This is a genomic window from Streptomyces sp. NPDC048278, from assembly GCF_040652195.1.
Classification (GTDB): Bacteria; Actinomycetota; Actinomycetes; order Streptomycetales; family Streptomycetaceae; genus Streptomyces.
The window spans coordinates 161,708-181,574 of record NZ_JBEZLP010000012.1 but is presented as its reverse complement, the minus strand read 5'-3'; the positions used below and the strand labels follow the sequence as shown (position 1 = coordinate 181,574).

Below are 19,867 nucleotides of genomic sequence, written 5' to 3'. Positions count from 1 at the left end.
TGAAGGCGCCGCCGAGCTCGGTGCGCACTACAGTTAGCCGAGCTCAACGGTGGGGATCCTGGGGGGATTCATGCAGGAGATGGTGAAGGGGTCCAACGTCACGTTGTCGGCCCTGAGCGAGAACGTCGGCTCGGTGGTCGTCAGCCTGGGCTGGGTCAGCTCCAGCGGCGAGGGCGACGCGGACGTGTCCGTCCTGCTGGTCGGCGCCGACGGCAAGGTGCGCGGGGACACCGACTTCTACTTCTACAACAACCCGGTGGCGGCCGACGGCAGTGTGCAACTGCTCGGCAAGACGCCCACGGAGGCCGGCGACGAGGACCGGATCGGCTTCGACCTGACCGCCGTACCGCAGGACGTCGACCGGATGGTCGTGGCGGCCAGCCGGTACCGGGACGCACGCTTCGGCGAACTGGAGAACCTCACCGTCACCCTGGCCGACGCGGCCGGCGACGGGCTGCTCCGGTTCACCATCGCCGACGCCGACGCGGTGAGCGCCGTCATCTTCGGGGAGCTGTACCGCAGGGCGGGGGAGTGGAAGTTCCGGGCCGTCGGCCAGGGATACGCCGACGGACTGGCCGGTCTGGCGACCGACTTCGGCGTCGACATCGACGACGACGCCGCGCCGCAGGAAGCGCCGGCAGGCCCCGCCGACGACGAACGGGCCGGTCCCGAGCCCGTGGTCGAGCAGGAGGCGGCGGACAACCTGGACGGCGTCCCCGCGCCCCGCCCGCCCGCGGACGACACCGCGGCGAAGCCGTCGGCCGCCCGGCCCCGCACGGCGAAGAAGAAGGTCACCCTGCCGAAGGCCGCCGGGAAGTCCCTCGCGGAGAACGAGTCCTGGCGTCGGGCCCGGCTCTTCCCCGTCTCGGCCCTGAAGAGCGACCGCGACCGCGAGACGCGCGCCACCTCCGTCCTGCTCTCGGTGATGGCCCAGGTACCCGAGTTCGGCCGACGGCTCACCGCGGGCTTCGGCGCCCCGGCCGGACGCATGGAGACGTTCACCGAGGTGTCCCTGCCGCACGGCGACACCCCGCGGCGCCCCGACGGGGTCGTGCGCGTCGAGCGGGCCGGCAAACTGTGGACGGCCCTGGTCGAGACGAAGACCAACGGCAACGCCCTGAGGTCCGAGCAGGTGCAGGCCTACATGGACATCGCGGCCCGCCGTGGCTACGAGGCCGTGATCACGCTCTCCAACGACGTCGCCCTCGACGGCAGTCCGCTCGTCGACGTCAAGATCGACGGGCGGCGCAAGCACAAGGTGGCGCTGCGCCACCTGTCCTGGGCCGAGGTCGCCCACCAGGCCCAGATGCTGATCCGGCACGAGGGCGTCGGCAACAAGGCGCACGCCTGGCTGCTCCAGGAACTGCTGCACTACCTCCAGCACGAGAACTCCGGCTGCCACGGCTTCCAGAACATGGGCCCCGCCTGGGTCCCGGTGCGCAACGGCATCGACGACGAGACCCTGTGCCAGGGCGACCCGCGCGCCCTCGACGTGGTGGAGAGCTGGGAGCGGCTGATCCGGCAGGTCTGCCTGGGCCTGGGCGGCGAACTCGGGCAGAAGGTGCTCCCGGTCCGTGGCTCCAGGGCCGGCCGGGACCCCAAGGAGCGCCGCGGCCTGCTCGCCGACCAGCTGTGCCTGCAGGGCCGGCTCCAGGCCGAGCTGCGCATCGAGGGCACGCCGGGCGTGCTGGAGATCGAGGCCGATCTGCGCACCGGCCGGCTCCGCACGGCCATGCAGATCCCGGCCCCGGAGCAGGGCTACCCCCTGAGCTGGGCCAAGCGGCTGGTGCGGTCGCTGGCCGAGGCGCCGGCCGATCTGCACATCGAGACCCTGGTCGAGGGCGACACCGCCGGTCCGCGCGGCACCCTCGAACGGCTCCGCCCCGAACCGGCCGACCTGCTGCCGAAGGCGGACGGCGCCCGGATCACCGGCTTCCGGCTCTCCCTCCTCAAGAGCATGGGCAGCGGCCGGGGCAACGCCGAGACCGGGTTCATCCGCAGCGTCGACGACGCCGTGCAGCGGTTCTACGGCACCGTGGCGGTCCACCTGGACCGGGCGACGGCCCGACGGGCCCCGGCGAAGCAGCCGGAGCCCGTCGGCTGACGGCCGCTCAGCCCGCCAACAGCCTTCGCAGCCAGTCCACATGGGCCGCCCGGGCCGACTGGGAGAGGGCGGCCTGTGGGGCGAAGCCGTCGAAGCCGTGGAAGCCGCCGGGCCAGACGTGGAGTTCGGCGATGCCGCCGGACTGCCAGATGCGGGAGGCGTAGGCGACGGTCTCGTCGCGGAAGGTCTCCGCGGAGCCGACGTCGAGGAAGGCCGGGGGGAGGTTCGTGAGGTCGGCGGCGCGGGCCGGGGCCGCGTAGGGGGAGACGTCGGGGCCGCCCCGGCGCTCGCCGAGCAGGGCGGTCCAGCCGGTCTCGTTGGAGGTGTGGTCCCAGACGCCGAGGCCCTTCATCTGGTGGCTGGACGGGGTGTCGTTGCGGTCGTCGAGCATCGGGCACATCAGCATCTGGCCGATCACGGAAGGGCCCTGACGGTCCCTCAGGAGGAGAGCCAGGGCCGCGGTGAGGCCGCCGCCCGCGCTGGCACCGGCGATCACGATCCGCTCCGGGTCGCCGCCGATCTCCGCCGCGTGCTCCGCGGTCCACAGCAGGCCCGCGTACACGTCCTCCACCGGGGCCGGATGCGGATGCTCGGGCGCCAGCCGGTACTCGACCGAGACCACCACCGCGCCCAGCTCCTTCGCCCAGGCCAGCGGGACGTCCACGCCCACCCGGTTGTTGCCGAGAACCATGCCGCCGCCGTGCACGTGGTAGATCACCGGGAGCGGACCGGCGGCGGCAGGGGCGACCGGGCGGCAGATCAGGAGCGAGATCTCCGGCGCGTCGACCGGGCCGGGCACCGTGCGGTCCTGCACCTCGAACGTGCCCTCCACCGTGAGGTCCAGCTCCGCGAGGAGCTGAATCCCCGCGCCCTGCCGGATGTCGGCGATGTCCGCCATCGTGAACGACGGGGAGATCACGTCCTTGATCAGCTCCAGGGCGGCGGAGAGTTCGGGGTCGAACGGGGGCGGTACGGAGGTCATGGCGGCTCCTCGTGGTGGTGCGCTGCGGCTCGTACCCCCATGATCCGCGCGGTCCTGCGCTCCCCGGGGGCCGCCGGACGGCGGAACCTCCCCGCCATCCGGCGGGTGCTGTCCGGAAACCCGCCAGGACACGCCGGGCCGACGGTGCCGGGGCTTGACTTCGAGCGCGCTCCAGGATCTAGCGTCGAGGAGGCAGAAGACGATCAGCGCGGAACATCCGTGCGGAACATCGTGCGGAACACCACTGCCGACATCGGTGCAGAACATCCGGGCGGAACGGAGAACGGCCATGCGCGTGGGCGTGCACATCAACCGGTTCAACCACCCCGGCGGCGGACCCGCCCTCGGCGCCGAACTCGCCGCCGCCGGTGCCGCGGCCGAGGCGGCGGGCGTCAGCTGGGTCTCGGTGATGGACCACTACTTCCAGATGGAGTTCAACGGCGGCGCCGAGGACCCCATGCTGGAGGCCTACACGACCCTCGGCTACCTGGCCGGCCGTACCTCCACGGTGCAACTCGGCGCCCTGGTGACCGGGGTGACCTACCGGCACCCCGGACTCCTCGCCAAGATCGCCACCACCCTGGACGTGGTGTCGGGAGGCCGCGCCACCCTGGGCATCGGCGCCGCCTGGTACGACCGTGAGCACCACGGACTCGGCGTGCCCTACCCGCAGCTCGCGGAGCGCTTCGAGCGGCTGGAGGAGACGCTCAGGATCTGCCTGCAGATGTGGGACCCGGAGAACGACGGCCCCTTCGAGGGCCGGTACTACCAGCTCGCCGAGACGCTCTGCGTGCCCGCGCCGGTGAGCACCCCGCACCCCGAGATCATGATCGGCGGCCAGGGCGAGAAGAAGACCCTGCGCCTGGTCGCCCAGTACGCCGACGCCTGCAACCTCATCCCGTCCTCCCCGGAGGAGCTGCGGCACAAGCTGGAGGTGCTGCGCGGCCACTGCGACACCGTCGGGCGGGACTACGACACCATCCGCAAGACCATCGCGTACGGCGCCGAGCCGGCGACCGCGGGTGACCTGGACGCCTTCAGCCGGGACATCGAGGGCTACGCCAAGCTCGGCCTGGACACCGTCATCCTGTCCCCGCGCCTCGGCGAGACGTCGGGGTGGATGGAGACCTTCGTCGCGCCGGCCGTGGAGCGGCTCGCCGGGATCGAGTGACCCACCGAGTGACCGATCGACTGATCGGGAGCGGGACCTGGAGGACGCGAAAGGGGACGTGAAAGGGGACGCGAGGGAGGACGCGAAAGGGGCCGGCGGGTGCCGGCCCCTTTCAGGTGGTGCCTCGGGGGGGTGCCTCAGGCGGCCACGCCCACGTTGCCGTGCAGACGGGCGACGACCTCGGTCAGCTGGGCGGCGACCTCGGTGTCGTCGGCCGGGTGGGTCTCGGCGAAGCGGGTCACCGAACCGGGGATCGACAGCTTGATGTCCTCGATCACCTTGCCGCCGGCGATGCCCACGGCCTTGCGGGCCTCGTCCTGCGCCCACACGCCGCCGTACTGGCCGAAGGCCGTGCCGACGACGGCGACCGGCTTGCCGCCGAAGGCGCCGGCGCCGTAGGGGCGGGACAGCCAGTCGATGGCGTTCTTCAGGACGGCCGGGATGGTGCCGTTGTACTCGGGGGAGAAGAGCAGGAACGCGTCGGCGGCCTGGGCGGCCTCGCGCAGCTTCGCGGCGGCGGCCGGGACGTTGCCCGCGACGTCGATGTCCTCGTTGTAGAACGGGATCTCGGCCAGGCCCTCGAAGACCTCGACGACGGCACCCTCGGGGGCGAGCTTGACGGCCGCCTCCGCGAGCTGGCGGTTGTGCGAACCGGCGCGAAGGCTGCCGACGAGCGCAAGGATGCGGACAGACATGGGGAACTCCAAGTGGGGGTGAAACACTGCCGTAACGAATCCGGACCGAGGTCCGCTTAATTTCTAACACCTTAAACGGACCTCGGTCCAGTTCTGTTCCTCATGCTTTACGCTGTCTTCATGTCCAGCGTCCTGCCGCCCCTTCCGCAGCCCCAGGAGCCCTTCGACACCCCGCAGTTGCTCGAAGTCGGGCCTGGCCCCGAGGAACCGTGCCTGCGCGCCGACGCGGCCCGCAACCGCGCCCGCCTGCTGGAGGCCGCCGCCAGACTGATCGCCGAGCACGGGGTGGCCGGCGTGACCATGGAGGCGGTGGCGGCGGCGGCCGAGGTGGGCAAGGGCACGGTCTTCCGCCGCTTCGGGGACCGCACCGGACTGCTGATGGCCCTGCTCGACCACTCCTCGCGGCAGCTCCAGGCGGATTTTCTCGGCGGCCCGCCGCCACTGGGCCCCGGCGCCCCGCCGGTGGAGCGGCTGCGGGCGTTCGGCGTCGCGGTGCTCTACCGCGCGGCCGAGCAGCTGGACCTCCAGCTGGCCGCCCAGCCCGAGCCCACCCGGCGCTACGCCAACCCGCCGATCCAGGCGCTGCGCACCCACGTCACGATGCTGCTGCGGCAGATCGAGCCGGGCGCCGACTGCGAACTGCTCGCCCAGACGCTGCTCGCCTACCTCGACCCCGCCCAGATCCACCATCTGACCAGGCAGTGCGGGATGCCGATGGAGCGCCTGGAGGCCGGCTGGACCGACCTGGTCGACCGCGTCACGCGGACGCTGCCGCCCCGCTGACGTCCGGCCCGGCAGCGGTGAACATGTCGACCAGGCCCTGCGGCGCGTCGGTGCGGAACAGCAGGACCCCGCCCCGGGCGGAGTCGGCCGCGGACCGCTCGGCGCGCGCGAACATCTTCTCCTCGTAGGCGGCCACGGCGGCCTCGGTGTCGTCCGGGTGGGCGACCAGCGCGAGGGCCAGGTCCGCGCCGTCGATCAGCGCCAGGTTGGCGCCCTCGCCGGCGAACGGCGACATCAGGTGCGCGGCGTCGCCGAGCAGCGTGACCCCGGGCGTCCGGTCCCAGCGGTGCCCGGTCGGCAGGGCGTGGATCCGCCGGGGCACCGGCGCGCCCTCGGCGTCCGCGACCAGTGCCCGCAGGCTCTTGTCCCAGCCGCCGAACTGATCGAGCACGGCCCGCTTGGCCGCGTCGGCGTCCGTGAAGTCGATCCCGTCCAGCCACTCCTCGGGCGCCTCCACCGCCGTGTACACGTGCAGGCTGCCGTCGGTCTCCCGGTGGGCGAGGAACCCGCGGCCCGCGCCGAGCGCGAACAGCGCGCCGCCGCCGACCACCTCGGCGCTCACCGGATGCCGTACGTCCGCGTCCGGCAGGTCCGTCTCCACGAACGAGATCCCGGTGTACGCGGGCCGCGCGTCCGAGACCAGCGGGCGGATCCGGGACCAGGCGCCGTCCGCGCCGACCAGCAGGCCGGTGGTGAAGGAACTGCCGTCGTCGAGGTCCACCTCGTGCCGGCCGCCGCCGAGCGGGCGGGCGCCGGTCACCTTCGCGCCCCAGCGGATCACGCCCTCGGGCAGGGAGCCGAGCAGCAGCCGGCGCAGCTCGCCCCGGTCGATCTCCGGCCGCCCGCCGGCGCCGTCGTCGGGCAGGTCGAGCATGACCCGGGCGTCCTTGTCCAGCACCCGAGTCGCCTGGCCGCCCGCGTGGACGTGCGCCAGGAACACGTCGTGCAGCCCGGCCGCGCGCAGCGCCGACTGGCCGGAGTCGTCGTGGATGTCGAGCATGCCGCCCTGGGTGCGGGCCGCGGGGGAGGCGTCGAGGTCGAAGACGGCCGCCTCGACACCGTGCACCCGCAGCACCCGGGCGAGCGTGAGCCCGCCGGGACCGGCTCCGACGATCGCGATGGGGTGGTGGGGAGTGGACATGTGGGTCTCCTCGGCATGGGGGCGCTCCCGGCGGAAACGGGGAGGCGCTGACACGCGACCACCATAACGAACGTGTTCGGCGCGAACAAGTTCCTGACGAACATGTTCGGCCCGTGCGACGGCAGACCCGTGGATCGGATACGACGACCGCACGGATCAGATGCGACGAGCGCACGGATCAGGCGCGACGGGCCCGCGGATCAGGTGTAACGAGCCCGACGGATCAGGTGCGACGGGCCTGGCCGATCGGGTGCGGCGAGCCCGCGGATCAGGCGGGCGAGTGCCCCAATTTGTCGAACGGTCAACCACCTTGACCCGCCGGTCCCCCTTCCCCGGGCTTCTGCCAAGATGCCGTACGTCATGGTGCACATCCCGAAACCGCCCTCGGCAGCGTCGCCGGTTCCGCGCTCGGTCCCCACGAGCGCCGATGTGGCCCGCCTGGCCGGCGTGTCCCGCGCGACCGTCTCCTACGTCCTCAACAACACCAGTGCCGTCCGGATCAGCGAGCCCACCCGCCGCCGGGTTCACGAGGCCGCGAAGGAACTGGGGTACGTCCCCCACGCAGCCGCCCGCAGCCTGCGCGCCGGTCACAGCCGGATGGTCCTGATGCCTGCCCCGGCCATCGCGATGGGCCCGCTGTACGGGCAGTTCATCAACGATCTCCAGTGGGCCCTCAGCCGCCTCGACTACACGGTCGTCCACCACGGCACCGCGGGCCTGCGCGGTGACGAAGCCGCCCGCGCCTGGGCCGAGTTGAGGCCGGTGGCCGTGCTGGTCCCCGGCTCCGAACTCGGCCCCGAAGGCGTCGCGGTCCTCAAGCGGGCCGGCGCCCGCGCCGTGGTCACCTTCGGCCCCGAACGCGTCGAGGGCGCCCACGCCCTGCTGATGGACCACGACGCCGTGGGCCACTGCGCCGGACGGCACCTGTACGCCCGTGGCCGGCGCCGGATCGGCGTGGTCGTGCCCGAGGAGACCGGCCTGGAGACCTACTCCCGGCCCCGGCTCGAAGGCGTACGCCAGGCGCTGCGCGGCACCGACGCCGAGGTGACCGGGGTGCCGCTCGGCTACACGGAGGAGTCGGCGGCCGAACTCGCGGCGCGGTGGCCGGAGTTGGGGATCGACGCGGTGTTCGCGTACAACGACGAGTACGCGATGCTGTTAATGCGCGCCCTCCAGGACGAGGGCGTGCGCGTTCCCGAGGACACCGCGGTGCTCGGCGCGGACGACCTGATGCTCGGCCGGCTGCTGCGGCCCCGGCTCTCCACCATCCACATCGACCTGCCCTCCGGCCGGGACCTCGCCGGACTCGTCGACCGCGTGGTGCGCGACCCCGGCGGCGAACCGGAGACGCACCGGGTGCTCGGCGCGTCGGTGGTCCAGCGCGAGTCCAGCTGATCCCGGCCTTCCCGACCTTCCCGGCTTCTCGGAAGCAGAGGCCTGCCGGGCCTCACTCGCCCTGCGCACCGCCCTGCTGTGCGGCGATGCTCTTGCGGACCTCGTCCATGTCCAGCTTGCGGGCCTGGCCGATGACGTCCGTCAGGGCGGCCTCCGGCAGGGCGCCCGGCTGGGCGAAGACGGCGACCTGGTCGCGGACGATCATCAGGGTCGGGATCGACTGGATGCCGAAGGCCTGCGCCAGCTCCGGCTGGGCCTCGGTGTCCACCTTGCCGAACACCAGGTCGGGATTGGCCTCGGCGGCCTTCTCGTAGACCGGGGCGAACATCCGGCACGGGCCGCACCAGGACGCCCAGAAGTCGATGAGGACGAACTCGTTCTCGGTGACCGTCTGGTCGAAGTTCTCCTTGGTGAGCTCCACGGTGCTGCTCATGCGTGCTTCCCTCTTCCTGATGCGGGGGGCGCCCCGGGGCGGGGCGGAACCGCTCGCGACAACATGTCCGGCCGGGCAGGTATTCCGGCTGCCTACCCGTGTGGCCTCCGCGCACACCACCCGCAAGACTGGCCCCATGACGGAAACGGAAACCATCGCTTACGACGTCGTGGTGCTCGGGGCCGGGCCCGTGGGGGAGAACGTCGCCGACCGCACCCGTGCGGCCGGCCTCACCACCGCGGTCGTGGAGAGCGAACTCGTCGGCGGCGAATGCTCGTACTGGGCCTGCATGCCCAGCAAGGCCCTGCTGCGCCCGGTCATCGCCCAGTCCGACGCCCGCCGCCTGCCCGGCCTCGCCCAGGCGGTCCAGGGCCCCCTCGACACCGCCGCGGTCCTCGCCCGCCGCAACTACTTCGCCTCGGACTGGAAGGACGACGGCCAGGTCGCCTGGCTGGACGGCATCGGCGCCGACCTCCACCGCGGCCACGGCCGCCTCGCCGGACCCCGCACGGTCACCGTGACCGGCCCCGACGGCACCCTGACCACCCTCACCGCACGGCACGCGGTCGCCGTCGCCACCGGCACCCGCGCCCAGCTGCCCGACCTGCCCGGCCTCGCCGAGGTCAAGCCCTGGACCAGCCGCGAGGCCACCAGCGCGCAGGAGGCGCCCGGCCGGCTGATCGTCGTCGGCGGCGGTGTCGTCGCCACCGAGATGGCGACCGCCTGGCAGGCCCTCGGCTCCCGGGTCACCCTCCTGGTCCGCGGCAAGGGCCTGCTCAACCGCATGGAGCCGTTCGCCGGCGAGTTCGTCGCCGACGCGCTCAAGGAGGCCGGCGTCGACGTCCGCACCGGTACGTCCCTCCGGTCGGTCACCCGGGAGAACGGCACGGTCGTGGCCGTGACCGACGGCGGCGACCGCATCGAGGCCGACGAGATCCTCTTCGCCACGGGACGCGTCCCGCACACCGACGACATCGGCCTCGACACGGTCGGCATGGAGCCGGGTTCCTGGCTGTCCGTCGACGACACGCTCCTGGTCGAGGGCACCGACTGGCTCTACGCCGTCGGGGACGTCAACCACCGGGCGCTCCTCACCCACCAGGGCAAGTACCAGGCCCGGATCGCGGGCGCGGCGATCGCGGCGCGCGTCGCGGACACGCCGCTCCTGGACGCGCCGTGGGGTGCGCACGTGGCCACCGCCGACCACCACGCCGTACCGCAGGTCGTGTTCACCGACCCGGAGGCGGCGGCCGTCGGGCTCTCCCTCGCGGAGGCGGAGCAGGCCGGGTACCGGGTGCGGGCCGTCGACGTCGAGTTCTCGTCCGTCGCCGGGGCCGGGCTGTACGCCGACGGCTACAAGGGGCGCGCCCGGATGGTGGTCGACCTGGAGGCCGAGATCCTGCGCGGGGTCACGTTCGTGGGGCCGGGGGTGGGCGAGCTGATCCACTCGGCGACGATTGCGGTCGCCGGGGAGGTGCCGATCAGCCGGTTGTGGCATGCGGTGCCGTCGTATCCGACGTTGAGCGAGGTGTGGCTGCGGCTGCTGGAGGCGTACCGGGGGTAGGCCGAAGGGGGCCCGGGTCGTCGGTCTTCGGCGGCCCGGTGGGGGCTGTTCGCGCAGTTCCCCGCGCCCCTTTCGGGGCGCTGACGAGCACCGCGCCATGTGAAGCGCTGTCAGTTCACGGAAGGTGGAAACCCAGGGCCTCCGCCGCCGTCGCCGGGGTCGGCTGGGTCCAGCGGTCCGTCATGGCGGCGTTGGAGGACAGGGAGCGCAGCTCGGCCCGGTCCAGGTAGAGCATGCCGTCGAGGTGGTCGGTCTCGTGTTGGACGATGCGGGCCGGCCACCCGGTGAACACCTCGTCCAGCGCGTGCCCGTGCTCGTCGGCGCCGGTCAGCCGGACGCTCGTGGGCCGGGCCACCACCGCCTGCCAGCCCGGCACGCTCAGGCAGCCCTCGAAGAACGCGGCACGGGCGGTGCCGACGGGCGCGTAGACCGGGTTGACCAGCACCCGGAACGGCTGCGGGACCCGGCCCCTGGCCGCCGCCACCTCCTCCGGTACCGGTGCCGGGTCCTCGATGACCGCGATGCGCAGCGGGACGCCCACCTGGGGCGCGGCCACGCCCACGCCCGGTGCCTCGTGCATGGTGACGCGCAGTGCCTCGACGAAGCGGGCCAGCAGGGCCGGGGCCAACTGGCCGTCGTACGGCTCGGTTCCGCGCCGCAGGACCGGGTCGCCGGCCGCGACGATGGGCAACGGGCCGCCGGGGGCGAGGAGTTCCTCGACCCGCTCGGCAAGAGGTGCGCGATCACTGGGAGATGCCATCGGGCCAGCATGCCATGGCATGGCCCTGTGACTCAGGTCACTTCGGCCGTGGGGAACTCGGCCCGGGTGCGGTCCGACTACTGGACCGTCCCCGCTCCGCCACCAGTCCCCGGAGAAGCCCCCGATGTCCATCGCCCCCTCGACGGCCACGGACGAGGTCCCGCAACCCACCGTCCCGGCCGCGTCCCCGAGCCGCTGGGCCCCGCTGCGCCCCCTCGTCCTGCGCCTGCACTTCTACGCCGGCCTCCTGGTCGCGCCCTTCCTGCTCGTCGCCGCCGCCACCGGCCTGCTGTACGCCTTCTCCTTCCAGGCCGAGAAGCTGGTGTACGCCCAGGAGCTGACCGTCCCGGTGGGGAAGACCGAGCTGCCGGTCTCCGAGCAGGTCGCCGCCGCCCGCAAGGCCCATCCCGAGGGCACGGTCTCCGCGATACGGCCGGCGCCCGAGGCGGGCGCCACCACCCGGGTGCTGCTGTCGGGGGTCGAGGGGGTGAACCCGGACCACACCCTCGCGGTCTTCGTCGACCCGTACACCGGCAAGGTGCGCGGCGCGCTCGAACAGTACGGCTCGACGGGCGCGCTCCCGCTGCGCACCTGGATCGACGAGCTCCACCGCGACCTCCACCTCGGCGACACCGGACGGCTCTACAGCGAGCTCGCGGCCAGCTGGCTGTGGGTGATCGCGGGCGGAGGCCTGGTGCTGTGGTTCGCCCGGCGGCGGGCACTGCGCAAGGTGCGCGGCACCAGCGGCCGGCGGCGCACGCTCGGCCTGCACGGCACCGTCGGCGTCTGGGCCGCCGCGGGTTTCGTCTTCCTCTCGGCGACCGGCCTGACCTGGTCCACCTACGCCGGCGCCAACATCGACGAGCTGCGCACCTCCCTCGGCCAGGCCACCCCGTCCGTCTCCGCCGCCGCGAGCGGCGGCGAGCACGCGGGGCACGGCGCGGCGGCCGGGATCGGCGGTGACGCCGAGCACGGCGTCGGCCTGGACAAGGTGCTCGCCGCCGCCCGCGCGGAGGGACTCGGGGACCCGGTCGAGATCGTCCCGCCCGCCGACGCGAACAGCGCCTACGTGGTGCGGCAGGTCCAGCGCAGCTGGCCCGAGAAGCAGGACTCCGTCGCCGTGGACCCGGGCACCGGCGAGGTGACCGACGTGCTGCGCTTCGCCGACTACCCGGTGCTCGCCAAACTCACCCGCTGGGGCATCGACCTGCACACCGGCATCCTCTTCGGCCTGGTCAACCAGCTCGTCCTGGCCCTGCTGGCGCTCTCCCTGATCCTGCTGATCGTGTGGGGCTACCGCATGTGGTGGCAGCGCGGCCGTGGCTCGGCCTTCGGCCGGCCGATCCCGCGCGGCGCCTGGGCGCAGGTCCCGCCGTACCTCCTCGTCCCGGCGATGGCGGTGGTCGCGGTCCTCGGCTACTTCGTGCCGCTGCTCGGGATCCCGCTGGCCGCCTTCCTCGCGGTGGACATCGTGCTCGGCGAGATCGCGCACCGTCGCGGCAGGCGGACGTACGGGGGCGGGCCGGCGTGAAGTAGCGTGGTGAGACGCGCTGGTGAGCCTGTCACCAGACGCCGACGCCGGAGGGAGACGGGACTATGGCGCGGGCCCGGCGGGGGCAGGGGGAGCTGGAGGGCCAGGTGCTGGGCGCGCTGCGCGAGGCCGGCGGTCCCGTCACCGCCGCCTGGGTGCAGGAGCGGCTCGGCGGCGACCTCGCCTACACCACCGTCGTGACCATCCTGACCCGGCTGCTCGCCAAGGACGTCGTCGCCAGGGAACGGCAGGGCCGCTCGTTCCTGTGGACCCCGACCGCCGACGTGGCCCGGCTCGCCGCCCTGCGGATGCGCCGGCTCCTCGACGGCGAACGGGACCGCGAGGCGGTGCTCGCCAGTTTCGTCACCGCCCTGCCGCCCGGTGACGAGCAGGTGCTGCGGTCCCTCCTGGAGGCCGCCGGGCCGGGCCCGGTGAACACTCGGCACGTCCCGCCCGCGGACCATGGCGGTACGGAAGACTGACCGTCCATGGGGGTCTTCGTCTTCCTGCCGCTGGTCCTGCCGCTGACCGCGTGGCCCGTCGCCCGGCTGGCCGAGGGGCGGCTGCATCCGCGCACCGCCACCCGGCTGCTCACCGCGATGGCCGTGGTGATGGCCGGGTGCAGCACGCTCTGCCTCGCCCTGCTGATGGTGGTCGGCACCGCCCAGCTTCCAGGCAACCCCCTCCCGGACGGCTGGTCCGACCCGGAGGTTCGGGCCGCCGTCCCGCACGACGAGATCGCCGGCCGTGCCGCCATCCCCGCCCTCGCCGCGGTCGCGGTCGTGGGCGGCCGTACCCTCCTGCGGCACCGCCGGGTCACCCGGCGGGCCCGCCGGGCGCTCACCGGGCTGCCCGGCCGTGCGGTCGCCGTGCTGCCCGACAGCACGCCCTACGCCTACGCGCTCCCCGACCGGATCGTCGTCACCAGCGCGCTCCTGGACGGCCTCGCCCCGGGCGAGCGCCGGGCCCTCTTCGCCCATGAGCGCGCCCACCTCGCGGCCCGGCACCACCGGCACCTGCTCGCCGTCCACCTGGCGGCACGCGCCAACCCCTTCCTGCGGCCCCTGCGCACCGCCGTCCGCTACACGGCCGAGCGCTGGGCGGACGAGGAGGCGGCCCGCTCGGTGGGGGACCGGCGCACGGTCGCCCGGGCCATCGGCAAGGCGGCCCTGCTGTCCGTGGGCACCCCGGCGCCGACGCTGCCCGCGGTGGCCGCCACCGGTCCCGTGCCGCGCCGGGTCGTCGCCCTGCTCGGGCCCGCCCCGGTCGCCCGCGACTGGCCCTCCGCCTTCACTGCGGCCGGGCTCGCCGTCTGGGGCGCCGCCGCGGGCACCGTCGTCTCGGCGATGTCCTCCGCGAACTCCGCGGTGACGCTGTTCCTGATCCTGCGCGCCGCCGCGCCGCTGTGACGGTGCGGCCGGCGGTTTCTCACTGCTCCGGGAAGTCCCCGGCCAGCACCGAGGCGATCCGCAGGTGCGACTCCGCCTCCTCGTGGCGGGCCTGCCGCTGGAGCGTACGGCCCAGCATCAGCCGGGCGTAGTGCTCCACCGGGTCGCGCTCCACGATCTCGCGCAACTCGGTCTCCGCGCGGCGCAGTTGGGCCGAGTGGTAGTAGGCGCGCGCCAGCAGCAGCCGGGGTCCCGTCTGCTCCGGCACCTCCTCGACCAGCCCGGCGAGCACCTGCGCGGCGCCCGCGTAGTCCTTGGCGTCGAAGAACAGCTGGGCCCGGGCCCAGCGTTCGGCGGCGGTTCCCTGGTCGTAGTACGTCGTGTCCACCTCTGACCTCCTTCGCCGCCGACAACAGGCGGAGGTTGTTGAAAATTCCACCAACTCGACCCCGGGGACCCTTCACCGACAAGATGAGTTTCCTTGACAAATTTTGTTGTCGGATGAAGGGTGTGGAGGGCGGTGCCGCGGAGCGCCGCGGCAGATCCCGGACGGCGAGGAAACCCGATGCGAACCCTGATCAGCACTGCCTTCATCTCCCTCGACGGAGTCGTCGAGGGTCCGGGCGGCGAGCCCGGCTACCGGAACTCCGGGTGGACCTTCAAGGACATCGCGTTCGTCCCCGAGGTGTTCGAGATCAAGGGCCGGGAGCAGGAGGAGTCGACCGCGCTCCTGCTGGGCCGGGCCAGCTACGCGGCGTTCAGTCCGGTCTGGCCGGACATGCCGGAGTTCGCGCGCTACCGGACGCTGCCGAAGTACGTCGTCTCCACCACCCTCGCCGACGGCGACCTGGTGCCGGACTGGGGCGAGACCACGATCCTGCGCTCGCTCGACGAGGTCGCCGCCCTCAAGGAGACCGAGGGCGGCCCGGTCATCGTGCACGGCAGCGCCTCGCTCCACCACGCCCTGTCCGACGCGGGCCTGATCGACCGCTACCACCTGCTCGTCTACCCGCTGCTGCTCGGCGCGGGCAAGCGCCTGTTCAGTGCGACGGACAAGGACACCCAGCAGCTGAAGCTGGTCGAGCACGAGGTCTACGCCAACGGCGTGCAGAAGAACGTCTTCGACGTCGTCCGCTGAGCCGGCGCCGCCGCCTTGCCCGCCCTGGGCTCTGCCCCCCAGAGGGGTGCAAGCTGCGGGGTTGCCGCATGATCCGTGCCGCTCGGGGGCATCCGGACACTATGGAAGGCGCGCCTGTGATCGTGCAGCCGCCGGGCCCCGACGGCGGCCGGCGGGTCACCATCCGCGGAGAGTATGTCGGCACCGCGTACCACCTGCTCGACATCGTCGAGTTCCTGCGCCGCGCGGGCCTGCCCGAGGCCAGTACGACGGTCGACGACCCCGAGCTGATCGAGTGGCGTGGCATCGGCCCGAGGGCCTGGACCGCCACGGGCTGAACCCGGCCGGCCGCCCCGGACCGCCCCGGATCGCGTCGGCGGACTTGTTCGACCCTACGAACTTTCTGCGTGACGGGTACACATCAGTGGGTTCAACTGATAGGAAACCTTCCTATCGGTGAACTTCTCACCCCCCACTGGAGCCACTGTGCGGAACCCGAACGACACCACCACGACGCACCCCGTCCTGACCTCCCGCCGTACCCTGCTCGCCCTGCTGGGCGCCTCCGCGGTCGGCGCCGGAGCCGTCCTGCTGCGCCCGGAGCACGCCTCGGCCGCCGCCCCGTCGGCGGCGGGCTGCGTGGGCCTCGACGACCCGGCGAAGAAGGAGATCGCCATGAAGCTGGTGTCGAGCGCGGAGAACTCCTCGCTCGACTGGAAGGCGCAGTACAAGTACATCGAGGACATCGGCGACGGCCGCGGCTACACCGCCGGGATCATCGGCTTCTGTTCCGGCACCGGCGACATGCTCGACCTCGTCCAGCTCTACACCGACCGCAAGCCCGGCAACGTGCTCGCCAAGTACCTGCCCGCCCTGCGCCGGGTCAACGGCACCGACTCGCACAGCGGCCTCGACCCGAACTTCCCCGCGGACTGGCGCAAGGCGGCCCAGGACAGCGCCTTCCAGCAGGCGCAGAACGACGAGCGCGACCGCGTGTACTTCAACCCTGCGGTCCAGCAGGGCAAGACGGACGGGCTGGGCACGCTCGGGCAGTTCACCTACTACGACGCCATCGTCATGCACGGCGACGGCGACGACCCCACCAGCTTCCGCAACATACGCAAGCGCGCCCTCGGCCACGCCAAGCCGCCGGCCCAGGGCGGGAACGAGACGACGTACCTCAACGCCTTCCTCGACGCCCGGGTCTGGGCCATGAAGCAGGAGGAGGCGCACAGCGACACCACCCGGGTCGACACCGAGCAGCGGGTCTTCCTGAAAAAGGGCAACCTGTGCCTGAACACCCCGCTGGACTGGAAGGTGTACGGCGACAGCTACCACATCGGCTGACACCCCCGGGCTGTCGTACCGCACCCCCATGCGGTACGACAGCCCGGAGGCTCTTCCCCCCTCGCGGTGGCTCCTACGGCTTGATGCCCACCCCGGTCCACAGGCTGACCTCCGCGTCGGTGGCGGTCGGCTCGCTGTCCGGGCGCCAGCGGTGGCCGACGGACACGCCGGGGTCGAGCAGTTCCAGCCCGTCGAAGAACCGCGTCACGTCCGCCTGCGAGCGGAACTGCACCGGCGTACCGGCGTTGTTGTAGATGTCGGTGACCTTCTGCCAGGTGTCCGGGTCGAAGTCGGGCGTGCAGTGGCTCAGGGCGAGCGCGCTGCCCGAGGGCAGCACGTCCAGCAGCCGGCTCACGATGCCGTACGGGTCCTGCGCGTCCGTCACGAAGTGCATCAGGGCGTTGAGCGAGAGTGCCACCGGCCGCCCGAGGTCCAGCACCTCCGCCAGTTCCGGGGCGTCGAGCAGCGTCTGCGGGTCGTTGACGTCCGCCTCTATGTAGGTGGTACGGCCCTCCGTCGTGCTGCGCATCAGCCGCTCGGCGTACTTGAGCACCAGCGGGTCGTTGTCGGCGTACACCACCCGGGCCTCCGGGACCACGGACTGGGCCACCTGGTGCAGGTTGGGCTCGGTGGGGATGCCGGTGCCGATGTCGAGCCACTGCCGGATGCCGTGCTCGCGGGCGAGGACGCGGGTGGCCCGGTGCATGAAGGCACGGTTCTCCCGGGCGCAGACGAAGATGCCCGGGTAGGCGGACGCGACGGTCTCGGCGGCGACCTTGTCGACGTCGAAGTGGTCCTTGCCGCCCAGGTAGTAGTCGTACATGCGGGCGGAGTGGGGCCTGCTGGTGTCGATGTCCCGCGCCGCGTGCGAGTTGGTCATCCTGAACCTTTCAAAAGGGGGGAGCGTGGGGGGAGAGGTCAGCCGGTGGTGAGGTGGTCGGCGAGGCCCCGTTTGACCCCCGCGACGAACGCGGTGATCTCCTCCGGGGTGTAGATCAGTGCGGGGCCGGCCGGATCCGTCGACTGCCGCAGCGCGATCCTGCCGTCGGCGAGCTGCTTCGTCTGTACGCACTGACCGCCGTTGGGACCGCTCCAGGGCGACTCCCAGCCCTGTTCCCCCAGGTCCGATGCGGGCATGCCGTTGTACACGTCGTGGGCGCGGCCGTCGAAGACACTGCCGTCGAAGGAGGTGCCGAAGGTGGTCATGAGTACTCCTTGCGCATGTGGTTCAGGAGCGCCCTGCTCTGCGCGTCGGAGGTGAGCAGGGACATGCGGTTGTGCGCCTCCAGATGGGCGACGACGTCGGAGCGCTGGTCCAGGTACATCGCGCCGGAGAGGACCTCGGTGTAGACGACGTCCGGCAACTCCGGCTCCGCGAAGCGGAAGTAGGTGAACGGGGCGCACACGCCCACATGGGCGCCGGCGGTGAACGGGACGACGTCGACGCTGACGTGCGCCAGCTCCGAGACCTCCAGCAGCCGCTCGATCTGCTCCCGCATCACCTCGGGACCGCCGACCACCCGGTGCAGGACGGCCTCCTCCATCACCACCCACAGCGTCGGCGCGTCGGAGCGCTCCAGCAGGGCCTGACGGCGCAGCCGCAGGTTCACCCGCCGCTCCAGGTCCTCGTCGCTGTCGTTGGGGAAACCGCCGCCGAGCACGTGGCGCGCGTACTCCCGGGTCTGCAGCAGACCCGTGGCGTAGTGCGGCTCGTACGTGCGCAGGGTCGTCGCGCCGGTCTCCAGGCTCACATAGGCGCTGAACCAGGTGGGCAGCACATCCCGGTAGGTGTGCCACCAGCCGGGCTCGTTGGCCCGCTCGGCGAAGGCGACGAACTCGTCCCGCTCCTGCCGGTCGGCACCGTAGGTCTCGAGCAGCTTCTCCACGTACAGGGGCTTGAGCGTGACCTCCGCCTTCTCCAGCCGGCGGATGGTCAGACTGGTGACCCGAAGCGCCCGCGCCGCGTCCTCCAGGGACACGCCCGCTCCCTGACGCCGCTCCTGGAGCCTGCGGCCCAGGATCATGCGCAGCACGGTGGGCGCACCGGCGCTCCCCGCGTTCGAACGGCCTTCGCTCACGCCCTACCTCCTGAGGGACTGTCACCCGGAAGAGTGTGACAGGCACTTGCTGAAGCGACCAGACCGATACCGGCATTCTGAAATTATCAGGGAGTCGGTTGCAGCCTGAACTTGCATGCGCGCATGATTACTTGAGTAAATCGCGGTCACGATCACGGGCGATGTCGCGCTCCCTGTGCGGTCGTTGCCCCGTCCTGCCCGCTGTGCCGCTCTCCGCTCCGCCCGTTCTGCCTGCTCAGCCCGCTCTTCGCCGCGCCCGCCTTACGGAAGGCAGCCATCGTGTCCCCCCACGCGACCTCCCCCCGCGACCTGTTAGACGTAGCCGCGCCCGACCGTGCGCACTGGATCGAGCTCCCCTCGCACCGCTCCAGCGTCAGAGTCGCCCGCCGCTCCGTGAGAGCCCGGCTCACCGAGTGGGGACTCTCCCGCGAGCTGTGCGAGGACGCGGTGCTGCTGGTGTCCGAGCTGGCCACGAACGCCGTCATCCACACGCTGAGCGTGCGGATCCTGTGCGGGATGGGGCTGGTCGCCGACGGATGCCTGCGACTGGAGGTCCACGACCACGACTACTCCGGCCACGGTCTGCCCCGGCGCGATCCGGGCCCCGACGACGAGGGCGGCAGGGGGCTGCTGCTCGTCGAGCAGCTCGCCGACTCGTGGGGCGTCGACCGGTCGCGGCTCACCAGCGGCCACGCGGTCTGGGCGACGCTGACGGCCTGACGCGGGAGTGAACAGGGGTTCGAGGGGCCGCAGTTGCCGATTTCGTGCGGGTGCACGGACCCGCATATGATCTTGGTCGTGACTGTGCAGAACTCTGACAAAACGCTGTCCCGCAAGCAGCGGCTCCAGGAGAAGCAGCGCCGCCAGCTGGCGGTGGTCGACACCGTGGACAAGGCCGAGGTCAAGGTCCGCAAGGCGGAGGTCGAACTGGCCGTGGCCGTCGCCGAGGCGGTGCAGGCGTTCGGTGACGAGCATGCCGCCTCCGAGGGCCTCGACATGCCCGTGGAGGCCGTACGCCGCTTCGTCGGCATCGCGGCGCACGAGACCGCCGCGGCGCCGGACGGTGCCGACGACTGACCGTGCCGACGACCGACGTCATCCGAGGAAGCCGAGGATCCGTGCCCATGCGCCGCCGGTGAGGACACCCGCCGGCGCGGCACGGATCCGGGTGCGGCCCCTCGGCCCTCCCCCCATGTGACGGCCCCGTTCCCCGGCCGATGCCGGTGCCCGCGAGGCGGGCTGCCGGCCGGGGGGCCGCCGTTCGGGTGATTCGCACGCCCCCCTTCCGGGCGTGAAACCAAGGGAATGCGGGCCTGACGGCTCATGCCGGGCGCTCGCTGCCCCCCATGGGACAAGTGGCACGTGAAGCCCTTATCCG

22 protein-coding genes are annotated in these 19,867 nt (G+C 72.5%); 13 read left to right on the top strand and 9 right to left on the bottom strand.

What is annotated here, in order from left to right; all coding sequences use genetic code 11:
* Positions 1–70: 70 nt before the first annotated feature.
* Positions 71–2,104 (top strand): TerD family protein, encoded by a 2,034-nt coding sequence (locus tag AB0D74_RS22415; RefSeq protein WP_362589589.1) that lies wholly within the window; start codon positions 71–73, stop codon positions 2,102–2,104.
* A gap of 7 nt (positions 2,105–2,111) precedes the next feature.
* Here the strand turns inward: AB0D74_RS22415 and AB0D74_RS22410 are convergent, their stop codons facing one another.
* On the bottom strand, positions 2,112–3,086 hold the full coding sequence (locus AB0D74_RS22410; protein WP_362589586.1) for an alpha/beta hydrolase: 975 nt from the start codon (positions 3,084–3,086) through the stop codon (positions 2,112–2,114).
* Positions 3,087–3,375: 289 nt separating this feature from the next.
* Between AB0D74_RS22410 and AB0D74_RS22405 the strand changes: the two genes are divergently transcribed.
* A complete protein-coding gene (locus AB0D74_RS22405) occupies positions 3,376–4,257 on the top strand; it encodes an LLM class F420-dependent oxidoreductase (RefSeq protein WP_362589583.1) in 882 nt (293 codons plus the stop codon).
* A gap of 137 nt (positions 4,258–4,394) precedes the next feature.
* Here AB0D74_RS22405 and AB0D74_RS22400 read toward each other — a convergent pair whose 3' ends face one another.
* Positions 4,395–4,952 (bottom strand): NAD(P)H-dependent oxidoreductase, encoded by a 558-nt coding sequence (locus tag AB0D74_RS22400; RefSeq protein ID WP_362589581.1) that lies wholly within the window; start codon positions 4,950–4,952, stop codon positions 4,395–4,397.
* A 102-nt stretch (positions 4,953–5,054) separates the two neighbouring features.
* Here AB0D74_RS22400 and AB0D74_RS22395 point away from each other — a divergent pair, with 102 nt between their 5' ends.
* A complete protein-coding gene (locus AB0D74_RS22395) occupies positions 5,055–5,735 on the top strand; it encodes a TetR/AcrR family transcriptional regulator (RefSeq protein WP_362589579.1) in 681 nt (226 codons plus the stop codon).
* Here the strand turns inward: AB0D74_RS22395 and AB0D74_RS22390 are convergent.
* Complete coding sequence (locus tag AB0D74_RS22390; RefSeq protein ID WP_362589576.1) at positions 5,710–6,876, bottom strand: NAD(P)/FAD-dependent oxidoreductase; 1,167 nt, start codon at positions 6,874–6,876, stop codon at positions 5,710–5,712. The two genes, AB0D74_RS22395 and AB0D74_RS22390, sit on opposite strands and share 26 nt — an antisense overlap.
* Positions 6,877–7,236: 360 nt before the next feature.
* On the opposite strand from AB0D74_RS22390, the gene AB0D74_RS22385 reads away from it, so the two are divergent.
* Positions 7,237–8,271 (top strand): LacI family DNA-binding transcriptional regulator, encoded by a 1,035-nt coding sequence (locus AB0D74_RS22385; RefSeq protein WP_362589573.1) that lies wholly within the window; start codon positions 7,237–7,239, stop codon positions 8,269–8,271.
* Between the two features lie 52 nt (positions 8,272–8,323).
* Here the strand turns inward: AB0D74_RS22385 and trxA are convergent, their stop codons facing one another.
* Positions 8,324–8,704 (bottom strand): thioredoxin, encoded by a 381-nt coding sequence (trxA, locus tag AB0D74_RS22380; RefSeq protein ID WP_362589570.1) that lies wholly within the window; start codon positions 8,702–8,704, stop codon positions 8,324–8,326.
* 136 nt (positions 8,705–8,840) lie between these two features.
* On the opposite strand from trxA, the gene AB0D74_RS22375 reads away from it, so the two are divergent.
* Positions 8,841–10,268: an NAD(P)/FAD-dependent oxidoreductase gene (locus AB0D74_RS22375; RefSeq protein WP_362589567.1), complete on the top strand. Its 1,428-nt coding sequence runs from the start codon at positions 8,841–8,843 to the stop codon at positions 10,266–10,268.
* 115 nt (positions 10,269–10,383) lie between these two features.
* Here AB0D74_RS22375 and AB0D74_RS22370 read toward each other — a convergent pair whose 3' ends face one another.
* On the bottom strand, positions 10,384–11,028 hold the full coding sequence (locus tag AB0D74_RS22370; RefSeq protein WP_362589564.1) for a peptide deformylase: 645 nt from the start codon (positions 11,026–11,028) through the stop codon (positions 10,384–10,386).
* Between the two features lie 124 nt (positions 11,029–11,152).
* Between AB0D74_RS22370 and AB0D74_RS22365 the strand changes: the two genes are divergently transcribed.
* The 3 genes from AB0D74_RS22365 (at position 11,153) to AB0D74_RS22355 (ending at position 13,968) form a co-directional block, all read left to right on the top strand.
* On the top strand, positions 11,153–12,559 hold the full coding sequence (locus AB0D74_RS22365) for a PepSY domain-containing protein (RefSeq protein WP_362589561.1): 1,407 nt from the start codon (positions 11,153–11,155) through the stop codon (positions 12,557–12,559).
* Between the two features lie 65 nt (positions 12,560–12,624).
* Positions 12,625–13,041, top strand: coding sequence for a BlaI/MecI/CopY family transcriptional regulator (locus AB0D74_RS22360; protein ID WP_362589558.1), 417 nt, complete (start codon positions 12,625–12,627; stop codon positions 13,039–13,041).
* 6 nt (positions 13,042–13,047) lie between these two features.
* Entirely contained in the window at positions 13,048–13,968 is a 921-nt protein-coding gene (locus AB0D74_RS22355) for a M56 family metallopeptidase (protein WP_362589555.1), read from the top strand.
* Positions 13,969–13,987: 19 nt separating this feature from the next.
* Here AB0D74_RS22355 and AB0D74_RS22350 read toward each other — a convergent pair whose 3' ends face one another.
* Entirely contained in the window at positions 13,988–14,335 is a 348-nt protein-coding gene (locus AB0D74_RS22350) for a tetratricopeptide repeat protein (protein WP_362589552.1), read from the bottom strand.
* A 177-nt stretch (positions 14,336–14,512) separates the two neighbouring features.
* Here AB0D74_RS22350 and AB0D74_RS22345 point away from each other — a divergent pair, with 177 nt between their 5' ends.
* The 3 genes from AB0D74_RS22345 to AB0D74_RS22335 all read left to right on the top strand — a co-directional run bounded on the left by AB0D74_RS22345 (position 14,513) and on the right by AB0D74_RS22335 (position 16,411).
* Positions 14,513–15,085 (top strand): dihydrofolate reductase family protein, encoded by a 573-nt coding sequence (locus tag AB0D74_RS22345; protein ID WP_362589549.1) that lies wholly within the window; start codon positions 14,513–14,515, stop codon positions 15,083–15,085.
* A 101-nt stretch (positions 15,086–15,186) separates the two neighbouring features.
* Positions 15,187–15,402: a hypothetical protein gene (locus AB0D74_RS22340; RefSeq protein ID WP_362589546.1), complete on the top strand. Its 216-nt coding sequence runs from the start codon at positions 15,187–15,189 to the stop codon at positions 15,400–15,402.
* Positions 15,403–15,550: 148 nt separating this feature from the next.
* Positions 15,551–16,411, top strand: a complete 861-nt coding sequence (locus AB0D74_RS22335) for a chitosanase (RefSeq protein ID WP_362589544.1) — start codon at positions 15,551–15,553, stop codon at positions 16,409–16,411.
* A gap of 73 nt (positions 16,412–16,484) precedes the next feature.
* Here AB0D74_RS22335 and AB0D74_RS22330 read toward each other — a convergent pair whose 3' ends face one another.
* From AB0D74_RS22330 to AB0D74_RS22320, 3 genes are read right to left on the bottom strand one after another with little or no spacing between them, the layout of a single operon-like run.
* Positions 16,485–17,291, bottom strand: a complete 807-nt coding sequence (locus tag AB0D74_RS22330; RefSeq protein ID WP_362589541.1) for an SAM-dependent methyltransferase — start codon at positions 17,289–17,291, stop codon at positions 16,485–16,487.
* Positions 17,292–17,329: 38 nt separating this feature from the next.
* Complete coding sequence (locus AB0D74_RS22325) at positions 17,330–17,617, bottom strand: DUF397 domain-containing protein (protein ID WP_362589538.1); 288 nt, start codon at positions 17,615–17,617, stop codon at positions 17,330–17,332.
* Entirely contained in the window at positions 17,614–18,489 is an 876-nt protein-coding gene (locus AB0D74_RS22320; protein WP_362589534.1) for a helix-turn-helix transcriptional regulator, read from the bottom strand. The genes AB0D74_RS22325 and AB0D74_RS22320 overlap by 4 nt, the downstream gene beginning before the upstream one ends.
* A gap of 279 nt (positions 18,490–18,768) precedes the next feature.
* Here AB0D74_RS22320 and AB0D74_RS22315 point away from each other — a divergent pair, with 279 nt between their 5' ends.
* Together AB0D74_RS22315 and AB0D74_RS22310 are read left to right on the top strand one after the other, a co-directional pair.
* The gene (locus AB0D74_RS22315; RefSeq protein ID WP_362589531.1) at positions 18,769–19,209 is read left to right on the top strand and encodes an ATP-binding protein; all 441 of its coding nucleotides are present in this window, start codon (positions 18,769–18,771) and stop codon (positions 19,207–19,209) included.
* Positions 19,210–19,287: 78 nt separating this feature from the next.
* The gene (locus AB0D74_RS22310; protein ID WP_362589528.1) at positions 19,288–19,566 is read left to right on the top strand and encodes a hypothetical protein; all 279 of its coding nucleotides are present in this window, start codon (positions 19,288–19,290) and stop codon (positions 19,564–19,566) included.
* Positions 19,567–19,867 lie beyond the last annotated feature (301 nt).